The 16,431-nt window shown below is 48.7% G+C and carries 12 protein-coding genes; 6 read left to right on the top strand and 6 right to left on the bottom strand.

Features of this window, described 5'->3' with window-relative positions; translation table 11 throughout:
- Positions 1 to 14: 14 nt before the first annotated feature.
- On the bottom strand, positions 15 to 1,649 hold the full coding sequence (locus tag ACFPYJ_RS05795) for an extracellular solute-binding protein (protein ID WP_379187110.1): 1,635 nt from the start codon (positions 1,647 to 1,649) through the stop codon (positions 15 to 17).
- 609 nt (positions 1,650 to 2,258) lie between these two features.
- Here ACFPYJ_RS05795 and ACFPYJ_RS05790 point away from each other — a divergent pair.
- From ACFPYJ_RS05790 to ACFPYJ_RS05775, 4 genes are all read left to right on the top strand, one after another.
- A complete protein-coding gene (locus tag ACFPYJ_RS05790) occupies positions 2,259 to 3,383 on the top strand; it encodes a GntR family transcriptional regulator (RefSeq protein WP_379187108.1) in 1,125 nt (374 codons plus the stop codon).
- 749 nt (positions 3,384 to 4,132) lie between these two features.
- On the top strand, positions 4,133 to 5,038 hold the full coding sequence (locus ACFPYJ_RS05785; protein ID WP_379187107.1) for a Gfo/Idh/MocA family protein: 906 nt from the start codon (positions 4,133 to 4,135) through the stop codon (positions 5,036 to 5,038).
- A 30-nt stretch (positions 5,039 to 5,068) separates the two neighbouring features.
- Complete coding sequence (locus tag ACFPYJ_RS05780) at positions 5,069 to 6,178, top strand: Gfo/Idh/MocA family protein (RefSeq protein ID WP_379187105.1); 1,110 nt, start codon at positions 5,069 to 5,071, stop codon at positions 6,176 to 6,178.
- Between the two features lie 23 nt (positions 6,179 to 6,201).
- Positions 6,202 to 7,326, top strand: a complete 1,125-nt coding sequence (locus ACFPYJ_RS05775; RefSeq protein ID WP_379187104.1) for a mandelate racemase/muconate lactonizing enzyme family protein — start codon at positions 6,202 to 6,204, stop codon at positions 7,324 to 7,326.
- A gap of 211 nt (positions 7,327 to 7,537) precedes the next feature.
- Here ACFPYJ_RS05775 and ACFPYJ_RS05770 read toward each other — a convergent pair whose 3' ends face one another.
- Positions 7,538 to 8,278 carry a phytanoyl-CoA dioxygenase family protein gene (locus tag ACFPYJ_RS05770; protein WP_379187103.1) on the bottom strand — a complete coding sequence of 247 codons (741 nt, stop codon included), beginning with the start codon at positions 8,276 to 8,278 and terminating at the stop codon, positions 7,538 to 7,540.
- A 133-nt stretch (positions 8,279 to 8,411) separates the two neighbouring features.
- Between ACFPYJ_RS05770 and ACFPYJ_RS05765 the strand changes: the two genes are divergently transcribed.
- Positions 8,412 to 10,013 carry a response regulator gene (locus tag ACFPYJ_RS05765; RefSeq protein ID WP_379187102.1) on the top strand — a complete coding sequence of 534 codons (1,602 nt, stop codon included), beginning with the start codon at positions 8,412 to 8,414 and terminating at the stop codon, positions 10,011 to 10,013.
- Between the two features lie 24 nt (positions 10,014 to 10,037).
- On the opposite strand, the gene ACFPYJ_RS05760 is transcribed toward ACFPYJ_RS05765, so the two are convergent.
- From ACFPYJ_RS05760 to ACFPYJ_RS05750, 3 genes are all read right to left on the bottom strand, one after another.
- Positions 10,038 to 10,916 (bottom strand): carbohydrate ABC transporter permease, encoded by an 879-nt coding sequence (locus ACFPYJ_RS05760; protein WP_379187101.1) that lies wholly within the window; start codon positions 10,914 to 10,916, stop codon positions 10,038 to 10,040.
- Positions 10,917 to 10,926: 10 nt separating this feature from the next.
- Entirely contained in the window at positions 10,927 to 11,787 is an 861-nt protein-coding gene (locus ACFPYJ_RS05755; RefSeq protein ID WP_379187140.1) for an ABC transporter permease, read from the bottom strand.
- Positions 11,788 to 11,999: 212 nt separating this feature from the next.
- Positions 12,000 to 13,778, bottom strand: coding sequence for an extracellular solute-binding protein (locus tag ACFPYJ_RS05750; protein WP_379187100.1), 1,779 nt, complete (start codon positions 13,776 to 13,778; stop codon positions 12,000 to 12,002).
- A gap of 208 nt (positions 13,779 to 13,986) precedes the next feature.
- On the opposite strand from ACFPYJ_RS05750, the gene ACFPYJ_RS05745 reads away from it, so the two are divergent.
- A complete protein-coding gene (locus ACFPYJ_RS05745; RefSeq protein WP_379187099.1) occupies positions 13,987 to 15,711 on the top strand; it encodes a sensor histidine kinase in 1,725 nt (574 codons plus the stop codon).
- A 104-nt stretch (positions 15,712 to 15,815) separates the two neighbouring features.
- Here ACFPYJ_RS05745 and ACFPYJ_RS05740 read toward each other — a convergent pair whose 3' ends face one another.
- Positions 15,816 to 16,205, bottom strand: coding sequence for an iron chaperone (locus ACFPYJ_RS05740; RefSeq protein WP_379187098.1), 390 nt, complete (start codon positions 16,203 to 16,205; stop codon positions 15,816 to 15,818).
- Positions 16,206 to 16,431: the final 226 nt, after the last annotated feature.

The following is a 16,431-nucleotide window of genomic DNA, read 5'->3' as shown; positions in this document are numbered from 1 at the left end:
CAGTAACCGGCCCTTTAATCTACATAGTTCGGTTCGGACTTATCCTTCTGCATTTCATTGACCTCATCGATAATCTTCTGCCCGCCCGCGTCCAGCCATTTCTTGTAGGCTTCCTTATACGCTTCTTTAGTGAGCTTCATGTCCGTCAGGATACTTCCATCTACCTTCGCCATGTAATCCTCCCAAATCTGCGGCCCAATCTCCGCCTGGGTCGGAGAAGTCACGGTCGGATCTTTATAATCGTTGTAAGGCGTTGCGGCATATTTCTCGAACATGCCCTTGTAATATTCGAACTTATCCTGGATCCCTGCGCCGATAAAAGACAGCTCCTGCGCTTCCCAGTCCAGCTTCTCGCTCATCGGATCAATGAACTTGAGCGGTTCGATCTGAGCGGCCTTATAGTCATCTTCCCGCTGCTCATCAGGAATCGGCACTTTTTGCCCTTCCGGATTCACGGTGTACGTCTTTCCTTCAATGCCATATCTTCTGAGCTCGGATCCTTCGGTTAACGTCCAGTTCAGGAACTTGAAGAATTGTGCTGCTTTATCCTTAGCCTTCACATTAATGTAGAAGCCCCGGTCCTGAGGAAACACAACACGCGTTCCGCCCTTCTCGCCATTCAGGCCGGTTAGCGGAGACATGATCTTAATGTCTGCGCTCGGCACAGTCTTCTTCAGCTCGGGATAGAGGGATTGAAGATTTCCGCCAAGAATAACGGCCGCACGGCCGGCTTTGAATTTCGTCTCTCCGAAGGAAGCATCCGGATTGACGCCTGCTTCTTCATCGAACAATCCGCGCTTCTTCATATCCTGCAGCCAAAATTTGAAATTCAGATGCTCCTCCTGCATTTCCTGGGGAACGATCTTATTCGGATCCTCTTTGGAGGGCGCCCAGCCGGAGGCGGAGCCAAACGATGTACCCAAATCCTTCGCCGCCCAGTAGGGATTCGTATTTCCGTGAGTCATCGGCACGATATCCTTGCCGCTGGCCTTAATTTTCTCCAATGCGGATTGGAGCTCGGCAATAGAAGTCGGCTCAGCAATGCCAAGCTCGTCGAAGATATCGGCACGGTAATTGATAAAGAACGGAACGACCGGATAAATCAAGTTCGGGATGAAGTAGATATCCCCTTTATCATCGGCCATCTTATCCCAGATCCCAGCCGGAACCGCGTCTTTTATAGCCGGGTATTGCTCCAGATAATCGTTGATCTTCAGGAATGCGCCTTGATCCTGCAGATCCTTCCAGAATGGATCTACCGGACCCCAGCCCCAGATAACGTCAGGCATATTACCGCCTGCTGCCGTCGTCTTGATGGTGGCGTCATAGTCAACGACGGGAATAATTCTTACATCGATTTCTACATTGCCTTGTTTAAATAATTCCTTCTCATATGCGCCGCCCTTGGTATAGGTGGCAGGTCCCCATGTAGGCCTTGAATAACTGAATTTAAGCGGCCCCGTATCACCGCTGCTATTCCCGTCTTTCCCATTTCCCTCCGTCGCTGCCCCATTTGTGCTTCCCTCTGCTGATGAGCCTGAATTGTTGTTACTGGTACAACCGGTGATTAGACTGAGCAACATGATAACTACGAGAGACAACAATCCGGCTTTCCTCAATTGTTTCTTTTCCGTTTTCTGTTGATCCATGTTCATCCTCCTTAGTTGTGTTCAACAAACTTCCTAGTCACAGCTTGAAGCACCAGCAGAAACGGCTGCACCGCCAAGCAGCGGCATGCATCGCTTCCCAATCCGAAGAACGATAGCCCCCTTATTCGAAATCTGTTCGATTTATGAAATATTCCGGATGCGGAACGTTTCAACATTTCTAGGAATGCGCTTACATTTCGGAAAGAAAAAACAACCTGTTCAGCAGTAGAGAATCAAGGATCGTAGATGAGTACGCTTACACAGATGGTTGGAAGCTGCAGATAAGAAGATGACGGAAAAGCGCGGCGAGGATGTGCAGCATAGACCTTGTTATGCTTGATATATACTTGTAATGCTCAAATATAAACTTATTATGTACTTGGCATGAATAATAGCATTATAGGGAATCAGTTGTAAATGGCGGTTTATCCCCATTTTGTCTGAGTTTAGCAAGAAAACCTGCATGTATTGAGCTGTCTCGTATCAAATGCTCCATTTTCGAACGATATGCGTTATTTTCACCTATTACCCCAGGTTTATCTTTACAATTTTCATACCAACCTATAAGATGTTATATAACAAGTTCAAATAAGACATGGGGTTGCAAAGATGGCAAAAAACGTTCAGCACCTATCTCTCTATGAGCAAATCAAACATCATCTCCTTGCGGAGATCGAGCTGGAGCATTGGAAGCCCCATGACAAGCTTCCATCGGAGAATGAGCTGACCAAGCAATTTTCTGTAAGCCGTATTACCGTTAAGAAGGCGATGTCCGATCTGGTTGAGCAAGGGATCATATACCGCGTCCAAGGGAAAGGCACCTATGTATCCGCACCTGACTCCGGGTCCGCCGCGGGCGAAGCCCCCATTCACCCGCAGGAAACGCAGTCCGTCGCCCTGCTGCTCCCTTTCATCAACAACCAGCATAACGCCCTGCTGCTCAATGGTGTCGAAAGCATTCTCTCGGAAGCCGGGTATTCCCTGCTCTTTTGCAATACGGAGAACTCCATTGAGAAGGAAGAACGCATCATTCGGGAGATGGTTGAACGCCAAGTAGCAGGCATGATCGTCTACCCTGTCGACGGCGAGTCGTATAATCGCGAAATTCTTCAGCTTACGCTCGATTCATTCCCTCTTGTTGTTATGGACCGCTATTTGCGCGGAATCGACACGAATTGCGTATGTCCGGATAACTTAAGAGGCGCCCAGGAAGGCGTCAACTATTTGATCTCTCTCGGGCACCGCAATATCGGGTTTCTATCCACGGTAATTACCGGCACCAGCAGCATAGAGGACCGCTTAGCGGGCTACGAGAAAGCGCTGGCGGAGCACCATATCCCGATCGACCGCCGCTACCGGTATGTCGATATTGAGCTCGGCGAACCCAAACCCATCAAGGAGAAAATCCGCGATTTTCTGGAGCGGAACCCCGAATTGACGGCGATCTTCGCCATTAACCCGGGACTTGGACTTCAGGCCATAAAAGTGGCTTCGGAGATGGGCATTCGCGTGCCGGAAGACCTGTCCCTTATTTTTTTCGATGATTTCGAGTTCTCTGAATTCTACACCGTAAGGCCGACCTTCATCAGCCAGGAGGAGAATGTGCTCGGTAAAGAAGCCGCTAAGCTGCTCATCTCCATCATGGAGAATCCGGAGCAGGACACGCAGAAACTGTTCTTCCCGCCGAAATTAATCATCCGGGAATCGACCGCGAAGCCTGGCAGCGGCAGATAATGGTTCCTTGACGAATCGGCTCGTTAAAAGGCGAAAGGCTGTCCCAAATCTTAACGAAAATGGGGCAAACCCGTATTGCACTTGTGTGAACGACTTGCAGCATTCGCGGTTTAATTCTGCATGGTGCGCAGCTCCCGGCGCGTGGCAGGCCGATAGGTGTCGACAGTCAACCGCATGACGCATGCGCATCGTTACTGGATTTTTACAACTTTTTCGGGCTTTAGATGCACGAACGAGCGCTATACTGGATTTTTACAGCTATTTCGGGCTTTTAGATGTACGAACGAGTACTATACCGGAAATTTCCAGTTATAAATGCCAAATTGGGCTCCAAAAGGCTCATTTGGGGCGATATAGCTGTATGGAATGCAGTATAGAGACCGTTTTAATCGGATGGAAGTCTTTTAACTGTACGAATTCCAGTATAGGCTGGGGTGTAACCAGTATCTGGTGCTAAAATGGGGTTGCCCCTAAGCCTTTATGGCTTTTGGGACAGCCCCTTTTGGTATGAACAATTCTATAGATTATGGGGTCGGTCTGCTGTTAGCTGCAGCTCCGCGGCTGAGCGCCCGATTCGATTTGCCTTTATTTGTGTAGAGGCAATCGATTCCCTGTCCGTATTGGACCGACAGTCGTTTTCGGCAAAAATTCGATGAATTTCTACAAAGACACCGCAAACTGTAACCGTTATCATCAAACTGAATGGCCATCAAGCGAAACTTAAAACGTATTTTAAGGAGGGGAATGGGTTGGTTCAACCCTTAAAACTCGGAATGCTCGGACTTGACACTTCTCATGTCTCCGCGTTCGCCAAGCTGCTGAACGATCCAACAGATCCGTACCATGTTCCCGGAGGCATTATCACGGCCGCGTATTCCGGCGGTTCCAACGACCTGGAAGCCAGCTTCAAGCGGGTCGACGGGTTTACCGAGGAGCTCCGCGGACGTTATGGAGTCACGATCATGGAATCTCCGGAACAGGTTGCAGCGCATTGTGACGCCCTGTTCATATCGAGCGTAGACGGCCGCACGCATTACGATTATTTGAAACAAATCGCCGAATACGGGAAACCGGTATTTGTCGACAAGCCCTTCACGATCAGCAGCGAAGAGGCGAAACAGATGTTCGAGCTTGCGGGCCTCCACCGCATCCCGATCATGAGCTGCTCGTCGCTGCGTTATGCGGACGCGCTGACGGAATGCTTGAACGCCTGCAAACAGGAAGAGATTATCGGCGCAGATACATACGGCCCTATGTACACAGAACCGACCCATCCGGGACTGTTCTGGTACGGCATTCATTCCGTTGAAATGCTGTTTGCCATCCTAGGCAAACGCTGCCTGCGGGTGAGCGCCCGCACGAATGACGATCACGACCTGATCACCGGTGAGTGGGAGGACGGCAGAATCGGCACCGTAAGAGGCAACCGCAGAGGCAACGGAAACTTCGGAGCGCTCGTCCACTGTCTGAATACGACCAAATTTGCCGATGTCTACGCGTATCCGAAGCCGTATTACGCCAGCATGCTGGAGAAGATCATGCGTATGTTCACGGAGGGAACCTCCGAGATCGATCCGGATGAAACGATTGCGATCATCCGGTTTATTGAGGCTGCGAACGAAAGCAGGGAGACTGGAAACACTGTCAGCTTGTAATAGGCTGCTTTATTGAGGAGGAGAAAGTTTATGACCCCTAACAAATTTGGAGTCGGCATTATCGGCTGCGGCGCCATTTCCGGTTATCATGTCAAAGCCTATGCCGAGTTTCCTGAATGTGAATTGAAGGCCGTCGCGGACATTTCATTGGATAAGGCGCGTCAGCTTGCCGCTTCGGCTGGAGACGGCGTCGAGGCATACGAAAGCTTCCAGGCCCTGCTGGCCCGGGACGATATCGATATCGTCTCGATCTGTACGCCGCCCTTCGCGCACAAGGAGACGGTCATCGCATCGCTTCTGGCCGGCAAGCATGTGCTGTGCGAGAAGCCGTTCGCGCCTTCGCTGCAGGATTGCGATGAAATGATTGAAGCAGCCCGGAAGACTGGCCGAAAGCTGGCCGTGACGTTCCAATACCGGTACCGCAAAGACTTCAACCAGATGAAGCGCATCGTCGATTCAGGCGTCATGGGACCGCCGGTCTTCGCTCAAATGAACGGGCTGTATTGGCGCGGCGACGATTATTACAACGTGCCTTGGCGCGGAAAGTTCGAAACGGAATGCGGCGGCGTGACGATGAACCATGCGATTCATCCGTTGGACGTTTTCCTGTGGATCATGGGGGATCTGCAAAGCGTGACTGCCACTGCCCACACAGTCGCCCACCAAATTGAAGTCGAGGATATGTCGACGGCGACCGCCACGTTCAAGAACGGGGCGACCGCACAGCTCACCTGCACCTTGAATTCGGTCAAGCAGGACATCTCGCTGACGGTATCCGGCAAAACGAAGGCAATCGGCGTAACGGGCGCCTTCTCGGAGCAGCCGCTATCGTACCATGCGGTCAAGGATAACGGCGGCGGGTTCTCCATACCTGACCCGGAAGGGGCTGCCGAGCTGCAGCAAGCCGCTTCCGAAGTTACGCATGGAACGGAGGATCATACGGGACCGATCGGCGATCTGCTCGCCGCCATCCGGGAAGACCGCGAGCCGGTCGTGAACGGTCTGGAAGGCCGCCGTACCATTGAAGCCATTACGGCGATTTACAAATCGGCGGCTGCCGGTACGAAGGTGACGCTGCCCCTGGCCAAGGATGATCCTTGGTATACCACAGACGGAATATTACGGAACGTGAAACGCTGACCAGCGACGAAAGAGGGATCGGTATGTTGATATCGGAAGTGAACGTATACCCGCTTGAAATTCCATTCCGCGGCGAGTTTCATATTTCAAGAGGAAAAGTGGGCGGAGGAAGCGCCAAGCGAACCGTCGTGCTCGTCAAGATGACGGACGAGGACGGGAACGTCGGATGGGGGGAAGGCTCGCCGAGCTATCTCTGGTCTTCGGAAACGATCGAGAGCGTCGTGTCGACGCTAAGGAATTACTTGATTCCTGCGATTATCGGAGCGCCCGTCGATGATATCGACGGGCTGCACCAGCGCATGGAACGCGCGACCGGACCTGCCGTGTCTACAGCCCATCCCATTGCCAAATGCGCGCTCGACACCGCCTTGCACGATCTGATCGGACATAAGCGCGGTTTGAATATCGCTCAATTGATAGGCTATCAACGCGCAGATAGCGTTGCGATGAGCTGGACGGTAAGCGCCAAATCTTTGGAGAAGGCGGAAGACGCAATTCGGGAAGGGCTGGACGCCGGATACGCCCACTTCAACGTGAAACTGGGTGTGGAGCCGCGTTATGACGTGCAGCTGTGCGAACTGGTTAAGAAGCTGGCGCCGAACTCCTTTCTGTGGGGGGATGCTAACGGAGGCTACACGCTCGCGCAGGCATCCCGGCTGATCACTTCCCTCGAAGATGCGGGACTCGATCTCATGGAGCAGCCCTTCCCCTCCAACCATTGGAGCGCATGGCGGGAGTTCAAGTGGCGCACCAGCATTCCTCTCGGCGCCGATGAACCGATATTATGCTCTCGCGACCTGATCGAATGGGTTCGTCAGGATTTGATCGATGTCTACGTAGCCAAGGTAACGAGGACCGGCGGGTTGTTCCCGGCAAGGCTTAGCTTGGAATTCGCGGAGCATGCGGGACTTACGACCGTGTTCAGCGGTCTGACGGAAACCAGTGTCGGTCTGGCCGCTCATCTGCAGCTCGCCTGTGCGTTTGGCAACCCGCTCCCGTGCGCTTGGAACGGACCTCAGTTTCTGGCGGATGACGTGACGGTTGACCGTTTGCACGTAGAGAACGGCAGGCTGAAGCTCCCCAGCGGTCCGGGACTCGGTGTCACGATTGATGAAGAGAAAGTTTCGTATTACAGCGTAGAGAAATAAGCCGAAGGTTGGCCATTCATTTCCAGCAGAAGGCCTGTCCTTCATTCGAATGGGAGTCAATCGGTTAGGAACCCGCCGCTTGCCGATAGTATCAGCGATGAAGATGCTTGAGTAAATAAATAATGCGTTGGCGAGAGAATTGTTACTTTCTCAACCAACGCATTAAATATAAGGACCTCTGCAATCCTTTCATCCACCGCATGTTCCTCAATTATGGCAGTTGCACCCACTCCTCCGCCCCGACCGGACAAGATTTGTAGTATTTCAACTGTCCTCCCTGAAGTTGTGGATTACCTGTCGCGTTATAACAAACGATGAACGAACGGCGGTGATAATCCGATACATTCGCAGCGGAACTGTGCAAGAGATTGCTATGAAAGAACAGTGCCGAGCCCGGTTCCATCTCAGCGTGCACAAGATCAAGCATCGACTCCACTTGATTGATGCGGTTCACATCCGCTCCGGTTTGTTCGCCTACCCTTCCATGCTCCAACCTGCCGAGCTTATGGGAACCTCGAAGCACTTGTAAGCATCCATTCTCGCGGGTGGCAGCGTCCAGCGCAATAAATACGCTTATCATATTCGGATAAATAAACCCCTGATCGTACCAATAGCCATAATCTTGGTGCCACTCCCAAGCCCCGCCGGAATGTGCCTCTTTCAGCATTACTTTACCATGAAAAAAGGCTGCGTCTTCACCTAATAGAATACGCACTCCGTTGACCAACCGAGGGCAGATAGAAACATTGGACCACATATCAGATCCGAGTTCGTGCCATATAGAAAGTCTTGCTTTTCGACCCGAACTGTCATTACTGCTATACATAGAAGAAGCCACTCGATCTCCGCCTTCCACTTCGCGGATCATTCTATCAAGTTCCTCTTTGGAAAAAAGCTTATTCACCAACAAATATCCGTCTCTTTGATAACGAGCCACTTCTTCATGCGTCATTAGCATTTGAATCCTCCTCGTAGAAGTTGAGTAACAGAAATACATATTTCAGCAAGGTTTCATTCGAATAAAGGTATTCACGCCCGCGAGTCGAAATTATGGATAAATATTGATCAACCGGAGGCGATTCTGCTTGTTTCAATTGATGATTGTAGACGATGAACCGGATCATGTCGACAGCTTAGCTGACAACATTCCTTGGAGCGATCATGATATTCATCACGTGTTCAAAGCTTATTCCGGCGACTCGGCCATTGAGATCATCCGTACCCATTCGGTGGATATCATTATCTCGGATATCCGGATGCCAGAAATGTCCGGTCTTGAATTGATCGAAAAGATTCATGCCGTCTCGCCAAAAACAAGATGCATCATTCTAACGGGGTATTCCGATTTTTCGTATGCGCAGCAAGCCATCAGGAACAAGACCGACGACTATTTACTGAAGCCGATTCGTTACGATCATTTGGTCGCATCCGTTCAGAAAGTGATGGACTCGATCAAACGGCAATGGGAAGAAGCTAGTTCCTACCAAAGGGCAATCTACACGCTGCAGGAGCATATCCCTGTGTTAAAGGAAAAATTACTGTTAGAATTAATCAAGGGAAAACGGTATTCCCGGGAAACGCTGCAAGCCAAACTGAAGCTTTACGACATTCCTTATCAAATCGACGACCTGTTTTGCTTCATGCTGATCCGGATGGAAGACAGTTTTACACCGTACGATATAAACGGGCTGTCCCTTCTGGAATATGGCATTTGCAATATTGCTAAGGAGACGTTTGAAAATCATTTTGACATCTGGCATACCAAAGATGAATTTGATTACCTTGCTTTCCTAGTGAGATTCAATAATGGGGACCGGTCGAAATACCCTCTTCTGGAAGAGAAAGCGGTACAGCTGCAAAACAACGTCCACACCTTCTTACATTGCGACATATCCATCCTGTTAAGCCCTAGCGGCACGTTCCCCGAGGAGGTGCGGACTCACTATCAGACTGCAATTTCCGGAATGATGAAGCATATCGGTAGCGAAAACGGACTATTCACGGCCATGACGGAAACATCCGGACCTTATCCGGTGCAGTATATGAAAAGCTTGTATGATCCCCCCACGCTCCATCATTTGCTGGAGAGCGGTGGCTGGGACTCAGCTGAAGAAAAGATTGAACGGATTTGCGGTGAATTGAATTCGGCTTATGAGTCAACGGAGCTTATTTTGGAGGCGTTCTTTGTCATCTCATCGGCATTCTCCTATATTCTGCATAAAAACAACCGCAAGTTTTCAGACCTCCTCGACGAGGATTATATGCGAACGATCAGCAAGCTGCCGGCAATGTCCATACAGAAGCTGCAAGACTGGTCACTCTATGTCCTCCATGAATTGATCGAGGTTCTTAACGCAGAGAAGAATGATCATCGTGCAGCCGTCATCAATAAAGTTAAGGAATTTATCGGCCAGAATATGATGAAGGATCTTTCCCTGCAGATGCTCGCAAACCATGTCTACCTGCATCCGGTGTACTTGTCGAAAATATTCAAGCTCGAAACCGGCGAAAAATTAGTGCTCTACATTTCTCGTGTCAAAATGGGACATGCGGCTCACCTGTTGAAAACCACCGATTCAAAAATTTTCGAGATTTGCGATGAATTGGGCTACTACAACAGGTCTTATTTCATCCAGCAGTTTAAAAAGCATTACGGCCTGACCCCGCAGGAATACCGCAAAAATTAGAACTTGGACATTCCTCCCACCCTACTATTCCTTCACCGCGCCCAACACAATGCCCTTTACGAAATATCGCTGCAGAAACGGGTAAACCAACAGTATGGGCATCGCTCCGATAAAAATTTGCGCGGCTTTGACAGTCCGGTTAGAAATGTCTTGCAGGTTTTTCGGATCGAAGTTCATTTTCGTAAAATCCTGCTGTACGATGATCGTCTGGAGAAAGGTCGCCAAAGGATAGTTATCCGCCCTCGAAATATAAATCATTCCGTCGAACCAGGAGTTCCAGTGGGACACCATTGTAAACAGCGTCAGTGTCGCAATGGCGGGTGTAGAGAGTGGAATAAAAACGGTAAGCAACGTTTTGAAATGTCCGGCCCCGTCGATGAGCGCGGCTTCCTCCAGCTCTTTGGGAATCGTACGAAAAAAATTCATCAGCAGGATCAAGTTCCACACATTAACGACACCCGGCAGAACCAGCGCCCAAATCGTATTCATCATATGCAGATTTTGAATCAGAATATAGCTAGGGATAATTCCTCCGCTAAACAGCAAAGTAAAAATAAAATACCAGGTGTACACCGATCGCCCCTTCAGCACTCGGTCATCTTTGGATAGGGCATAGGCAGACAGGGTAATAAAGAACATACTGAGTACGGTGCCGAGAATCGTCCTTTCTCCGGAAATGATCAAAGACCGGAGAAAAAACCGGTTATCTATTGTTTTCGCATAAGCATCCATCGTGAAATCGATCGGCCAGAAGTTCACCAGGTTTGCTCCGGCAGGTGCCGAGCCGCTTAACGAAACGGCAAGCACATGAATGAGCGGCAGTATGCAGAGAAGCGATAGAGCAAACAGAAACGTGTAATTGACGACCGAGAAGGCTTTATAAGATTTCGTTTTATAATACATAGCACCCTCCCTAGAACACTCTGTAGTTGGCAAATTTATAGGCCAATCGGTAAGAGAGGATGATCAGCAGCATCCCAACAACCGACTTGAACATGCCGATCGCCGTGGAGAAGCTGAAGTCCCCATTTACAATGCCCATCCGGTACACGAACGTGTCGATAATATCGCCTTTTTCATAAACCATGGGATTGTACAGGTTGAAAATCTGATCGAATCCGGCATTCAGAATGTTCCCGAGTGACAATGTGATGACGACGACGATAATCGGAATGATGGAAGGAAATGTGATATGAAGTGTCTGCTTCCACCGATTCGCTCCGTCCACCTCTGCTGCCTCGTATAAAGCGGGATTGATTCCCGCTAATGAAGCAAGAAAGATAATGGTGCCGAAACCGAACTCCTTCCAGATGTCGCTGAGAATAACGGTAAACCGAAACCAGTTGCCGTTCCCTAGAAAGAAGATCGGTTCAATGCCAAACCAGCTGCTGAGGACCCGGTTTATAAGCCCTCCGTCAACCGATAATAAATCGATCAGAATACCGCCAAGGATAACCCAAGACAGAAAATGAGGCAGATAAACAAGTGTTTGCACCGTCCGTTTGAACACCGCTTTACGCATTTCATTCAGCAGCACTGCAAAAAAAATGCTGGCGAATGTAGTGAATACGATTTTCAATAAAGCGATTAAGAAGGTATTCCAAATGACCTGTTTGCTGTCACGGTAATCGAACATAAATTGAAAATGAGCCAGTCCAACCCATTCAGACTTTATGAATCCAAGCCAAGGCTTGTAATCCTGAAACGCAATGACCAGTCCAGCGATCGGTACGTAACTGAACACGAAAGTAAAAAAAACGGCAGGTAGCAGCATAAGATGCAACGGCCATGCGTTTTTATGTGTTTTTCTTTTTCTTTTCCATTTTATTTGAGTACGGATTGCCGTTTGGCTTGAATTTGCCGTCATATCGGTTTGATTCGTCACCATCGTTCCGGACCTCCTCCCTTCCTGCGCGTTCTAGTTAAAGCATGGGCCGGGCAATGCCGAAAGTTTCGCCCAGCCCATACTACATGACGTTTATCCTGTTATTGCGAGACGGATTGATACCATTCGTTCACTTCTTGGGTCACCGCATCTCCGCCAGTAGAATTCCATTCATTCACAAACGTATCGAATTGGCTGACCGGAGCGTTTCCGAAAATAATTTTGCTGAACGTTTCCTGTTTGATTTTTTCAAGAAGCTCCCACTTCTTCTTCATGGTCGGTGTAGGTGCTCCGTTGAAGACATTTACTTTAGAGGCCTCCGCCTGCTCTACGATTTTTCCGTAACCTTGGACCTGATCCTCCGGATGGTCTTTATAAAACATGTCGTTGGGCGTTGTCAGCGGTTCTCCTTTGTAGCGCTTAATCATCGGCTCTACGCTGGCTTCCGGTATGAGCGGCATTTCCCAGAACAGGAAATATTTCTTGGCATCGATGTAGCCGCCTGGAATATCCTCGTTCTTTCTGGAAGGTTGACCGTCCTTCATAGCCCAGTCATAGTTCTCGAAGTAGCCGTGCTCAAACTCGCTGCCTGCCCTTGGAATCGCCAGGTTCTCAAACAAATAGTTCATATAGACGAAGAGCGCTTCAAGCGTTCTAGGTTCAATATCCTTGTTGATCAGGATTGCGTAGCCGCCTTGAACCGTGCCGTTGCGTCCCGCTTGGCCGTCCGGCCCTGTCGGAATATTGAAAGGCTTCATCTTCGCCGTCGGATCATTTTTGACAAGATCCGGGAACGGATACCATGGGAGCCACTGCGGACCGGCAATCATGCCGATGTTTCCTTTGCTAATGACTTCGGCTACTTTGCCCCCATCGTACAATCCCGTATCTCTAGGTAAAAAGCCTTTATCATACCACTGCTTAAGCTTCTCCAAACCTGCTTTCATTTCCGGCTGAACAGAGCCGAATCCGACTTTACCGTCAGCGGTCATATTCCATTGTTCGGGAACAACGCCATAGGCTCCGAAAATCCAAGATGCATTGCCGATTCCGTCGCTCAAACTCGCCTTCGGCGCGATGACAAGGCCGTACGTGTCTTTCTTGCCATCGTTGTCCGGATCTTGATTCGTGAACGCATCCATAATATGTTCAACATCGTCCATCGTTTGCGGAGCCTTTAGATTCAATTTGTCCAGCCAGTCCTGCCGGATCCAGAGTACCGGATCGGAACCGTAGCCGTAGCTTAAGAGAGGTATGCCGTACTTTTTACCGTCTTTCTTGAAGGGGTTCCATGTATAGGAATACTCCTCCAAAGCCTTTTTCCACATCGGGGCTGCTTTCTGTTCGAATTTGTCTCCGATGTCCATAAATTTGCCGGAAGAAATGAGGTCCTGAGCCAAGTTCACATCGAACACAATCATGACGTCAGGCATTGGCTCATTGGATGAGAGCGCAAGTCTCAATTTCGTCTTGTAGGCATCGTTCTGATCCGTTACCGACCACAAATTTTTGATGTTGATGCCGAAGCGTTCCTTCGCCCACTTCGTATGCACGTTGTCGTCGACATTCTCGCCGTCTCTGAATGTCACGCCGGGAGCGACGCCCCTGACAGTGGTGATAGTTACTTCCGGATTGAATTTCCCGGTTAAAAGGCCGTCAACTACGGTTGCGTTCTCTTCTGTCTTGTTATCCTGCGTCTTGTTATCCTGCGTACCCACTTCGTTAGCTTTCGTATCGGTACCGTTGTCCGTCAAATCTCCCGTTTGTTCGGTGCTTGAATTCTTCTGTTCGGCATTATCGGGGAAACCACTGCAGGCCGTAAATAAGGTCATAGAGCTTAATAACAAAACGAGAACAATGATAAATGGCCTTTTACGCATACCCTCACTCCTTCAAAATCGTTATCGAACAGAACCTATTCTTATAATATTAAAGCGCTTACAGCATTAATAGTTCAAATTTTCAATAAAGTGTCACTATTTAAAGAAGTTGCCTGCTCAGCCTACCTTACTGTGCTTCAGCAGGAAGAAAGGAACTAACGTCGAATGATGTGAGGAAGCGAATGAAGCGGTCGGGGGCTGTACGTCTATGAAGGAAAACGCGAAGCACTTGAATACGTTCCATAAAGTGAACCTGATTATTTTTCTGCTGCTCATCCCGATTAATATCCTCTACTGGTTTTCCAATCAGGCGAGCATAGATGTAGTGAAAAGCGTGCAGAAGCAATCTGGTCTTAACCAAATGATCTATTTGGTAAACCAGCTTGACGGGAATGTGAACCAATTGTCTAAAGTGCTGGTGACGTTAAGCAGTGACCCGAACATTATCGATTTTGCCTATCTCGAGCGGTTAAAATCTTTCGAGCAGATGGAGCTTGCCAATACCATTGAGAGAAAACTAATGCTGCAAAGCGTATCCAGCCCATTTACGAACCATCTCAGCGCTTATTCCATCTCTGCCAAGCAGGCCGTGGGCACCTACCCCCAAGCGGAATTCAACAGTCTCGATTTGCTCGACTCCCTTTCCGAGGCGTGGAAATTCAAGAGAAATACGGGAATCGGCGAAGACTGGCAATATTATTTTGAACGCTTCCTGTTCTCCCCTTATTCCCGCGGCAACCAGTTGGACGATACGAACATCATTCTACGGGCGAGCTTTTCTCCCGAGAACATCCGGAAGATGATTAATGAATATACGAATGGGCAGCAAACCGAAGCGTATTTCTACTCCCAGGGTCATGCCCCGATCATGGGACAAACTGCTGATAAAACGATGGTGGAGCAGCTTACATCCATCCTGAAAGCGAAGTCGATCCCGGATGCCGGAAGCCAAATCATAAAGCTGCAAAATGGAAAATATGTGGTCCATTACGTGAAATCCAAAACTTTAAGATGGTATATGATCGGATATACGCCCTTGGATCATGTTCTAGAGCCGATTACGCGAAACCGCGACTTATTCTACTTGTCGATCTTTCTCCTGCTTGTAACGGGAATCGCGGCCTCCTTCATGCTTTACAGGAACGTTCAATTGCCGATAAAAAGGCTGATCTGGGGGGTTAGCCAGCTCAAGCAAGGAAACTATGCCGTCCGGATCCATGGTAAAAGCAAAAATGAGTTCGATTTCTTAATTGGCAGCTTCAACGATATGGCGGAACAAATCGAGGAGCTTATTGAGAACGTTTATAAGGAAAAGCTGCATTCGCGTGAAGCCACTTTAAAACAGCTTCAGTCGCAAATAAATCCTCATTTCTTATACAACTGTCTGTTTTTCATTCAAAATATGTCAAGGTCCGGAAACGACGAAGCCGTGGAAGCTATGGCTTTGAGTTTGGCCGAATTTTTCCGCTATACGACAAGAGTGGACAAACGTACGGCTCCTCTTCGTGATGAGCTGAAGCTCATCACCAACTATTTAGTCATTCAAGAATTAAGGATGAAACGGCTTCAGTACACGATCGATATTTCCGAGGAAATGCTGGATTTGGAGCTGCCCTGTTTGTTTCTTCAGCCTTTCGTGGAAAACTCCGCCTTGCACGGCTTCGAAATGAAGAACGGCCCTTGTATGATCATCATTACGGGAACAATCCACAATGAGGAGAAGAAAATAGTCATTGAAGATAACGGAAAAGGGCTCACACAGGAGCAGATTGAGCAGCTTAACGAGAAAATCCGTATGCCGCTGAATAAGGATATGGGCTATGCGATATGGAACGTATATCAAAGGCTTGTATGGGAATTCGGCGATAGCGCAGACATCCTGTTCTCTTCATCAGAATTGGGCGGTATACGAGCTGAAATTCACTGGAAGTGATAAAGGGCGCCGCTTGCCTGTATTTTCAGCGATGATCATGCATGCAAGCCGGGGGTTCCGTCGATTTCAAGCTTGGAAGGTGATTTCGCAAGTTATTTGGAGTCTTAGTTCTTCTTTTTAATTTTGCTAGCTGCCCGTTCAATATTCTCAGCAGCTCTAAATTTAACGATCTCGCTTATTAATTCATAAGGCAGCGGCTGATCTAACGGAAACTGTATCGATCCTTTTGCCCCTTTATAGTTCGATAATTCATGTTTAAATGCCTGTATTCCGCTTGGAGCCGGATAAAATCCGATATGATTCTTGTAAGCGGCAAAATGCACCAAATTTCCATGCAGCGCAAAAGTGGGCATTTGATAGCTTATCTTTTCCTGCGCTTCCGGTGCAGACTCTTTTATCACTTGTCTTACCTTTTCAAGCAATTCCTGGACCTCGGGAGGGAATTTCGAGATGTATTCATTAATGGAATCCGAAGTCATTTTGTTTTTTTCCATGACTTGTCCTTTCATTAACCCTTTTAATAAGCAGTAGGGAGGATACGTTCAGAGAATCATAGCTGCTGTTCAGGGGCGGAAACTCTATTGACTCCCGTATTGTTGCTTATCTTCATGATAACAGAATTGGAAAGAAAGGAAAAAAGAGCCGTACTCTTTGGGTAAAAGAGAACAGCCCCGTTTGCATACACCTCGATTGAATTTACAGCTTCGCCAAAATTGCCAA

Origin of the sequence: Paenibacillus solisilvae, from assembly GCF_042656405.1 — a bacterium.
Classification (GTDB): Bacteria; Bacillota; Bacilli; order Paenibacillales; family Paenibacillaceae; genus Paenibacillus_Z; species Paenibacillus_Z solisilvae.
Note: the sequence above shows the minus strand (reverse complement) of the source record. Positions and strands in the feature narration are given on the sequence as shown.

Bases quoted from the DNA above. Each gene is read 5' to 3' on its own strand.
- ACFPYJ_RS05740 (WP_379187098.1), bottom strand. From the start codon at position 16,205: ATGGAAAAAAACAAAATGACTTCGGATTCCATTAATGAATACATCTCG.
- ACFPYJ_RS05780 (WP_379187105.1), top strand. From the start codon at position 5,069: ATGACCCCTAACAAATTTGGAGTCGGCATTATCGGCTGCGGCGCCATT.
- ACFPYJ_RS05750 (WP_379187100.1), bottom strand. From the start codon at position 13,778: ATGCGTAAAAGGCCATTTATCATTGTTCTCGTTTTGTTATTAAGCTCT.
- ACFPYJ_RS05790 (WP_379187108.1), top strand. From the start codon at position 2,259: ATGGCAAAAAACGTTCAGCACCTATCTCTCTATGAGCAAATCAAACAT.
- ACFPYJ_RS05795 (WP_379187110.1), bottom strand. From the start codon at position 1,649: ATGGATCAACAGAAAACGGAAAAGAAACAATTGAGGAAAGCCGGATTG.
- ACFPYJ_RS05770 (WP_379187103.1), bottom strand. From the start codon at position 8,278: ATGACGCATGAAGAAGTGGCTCGTTATCAAAGAGACGGATATTTGTTG.
- ACFPYJ_RS05755 (WP_379187140.1), bottom strand. From the start codon at position 11,787: ATGCTGCTACCTGCCGTTTTTTTTACTTTCGTGTTCAGTTACGTACCG.
- ACFPYJ_RS05745 (WP_379187099.1), top strand. From the start codon at position 13,987: ATGAAGGAAAACGCGAAGCACTTGAATACGTTCCATAAAGTGAACCTG.
- ACFPYJ_RS05760 (WP_379187101.1), bottom strand. From the start codon at position 10,916: ATGTATTATAAAACGAAATCTTATAAAGCCTTCTCGGTCGTCAATTAC.
- ACFPYJ_RS05775 (WP_379187104.1), top strand. From the start codon at position 6,202: ATGTTGATATCGGAAGTGAACGTATACCCGCTTGAAATTCCATTCCGC.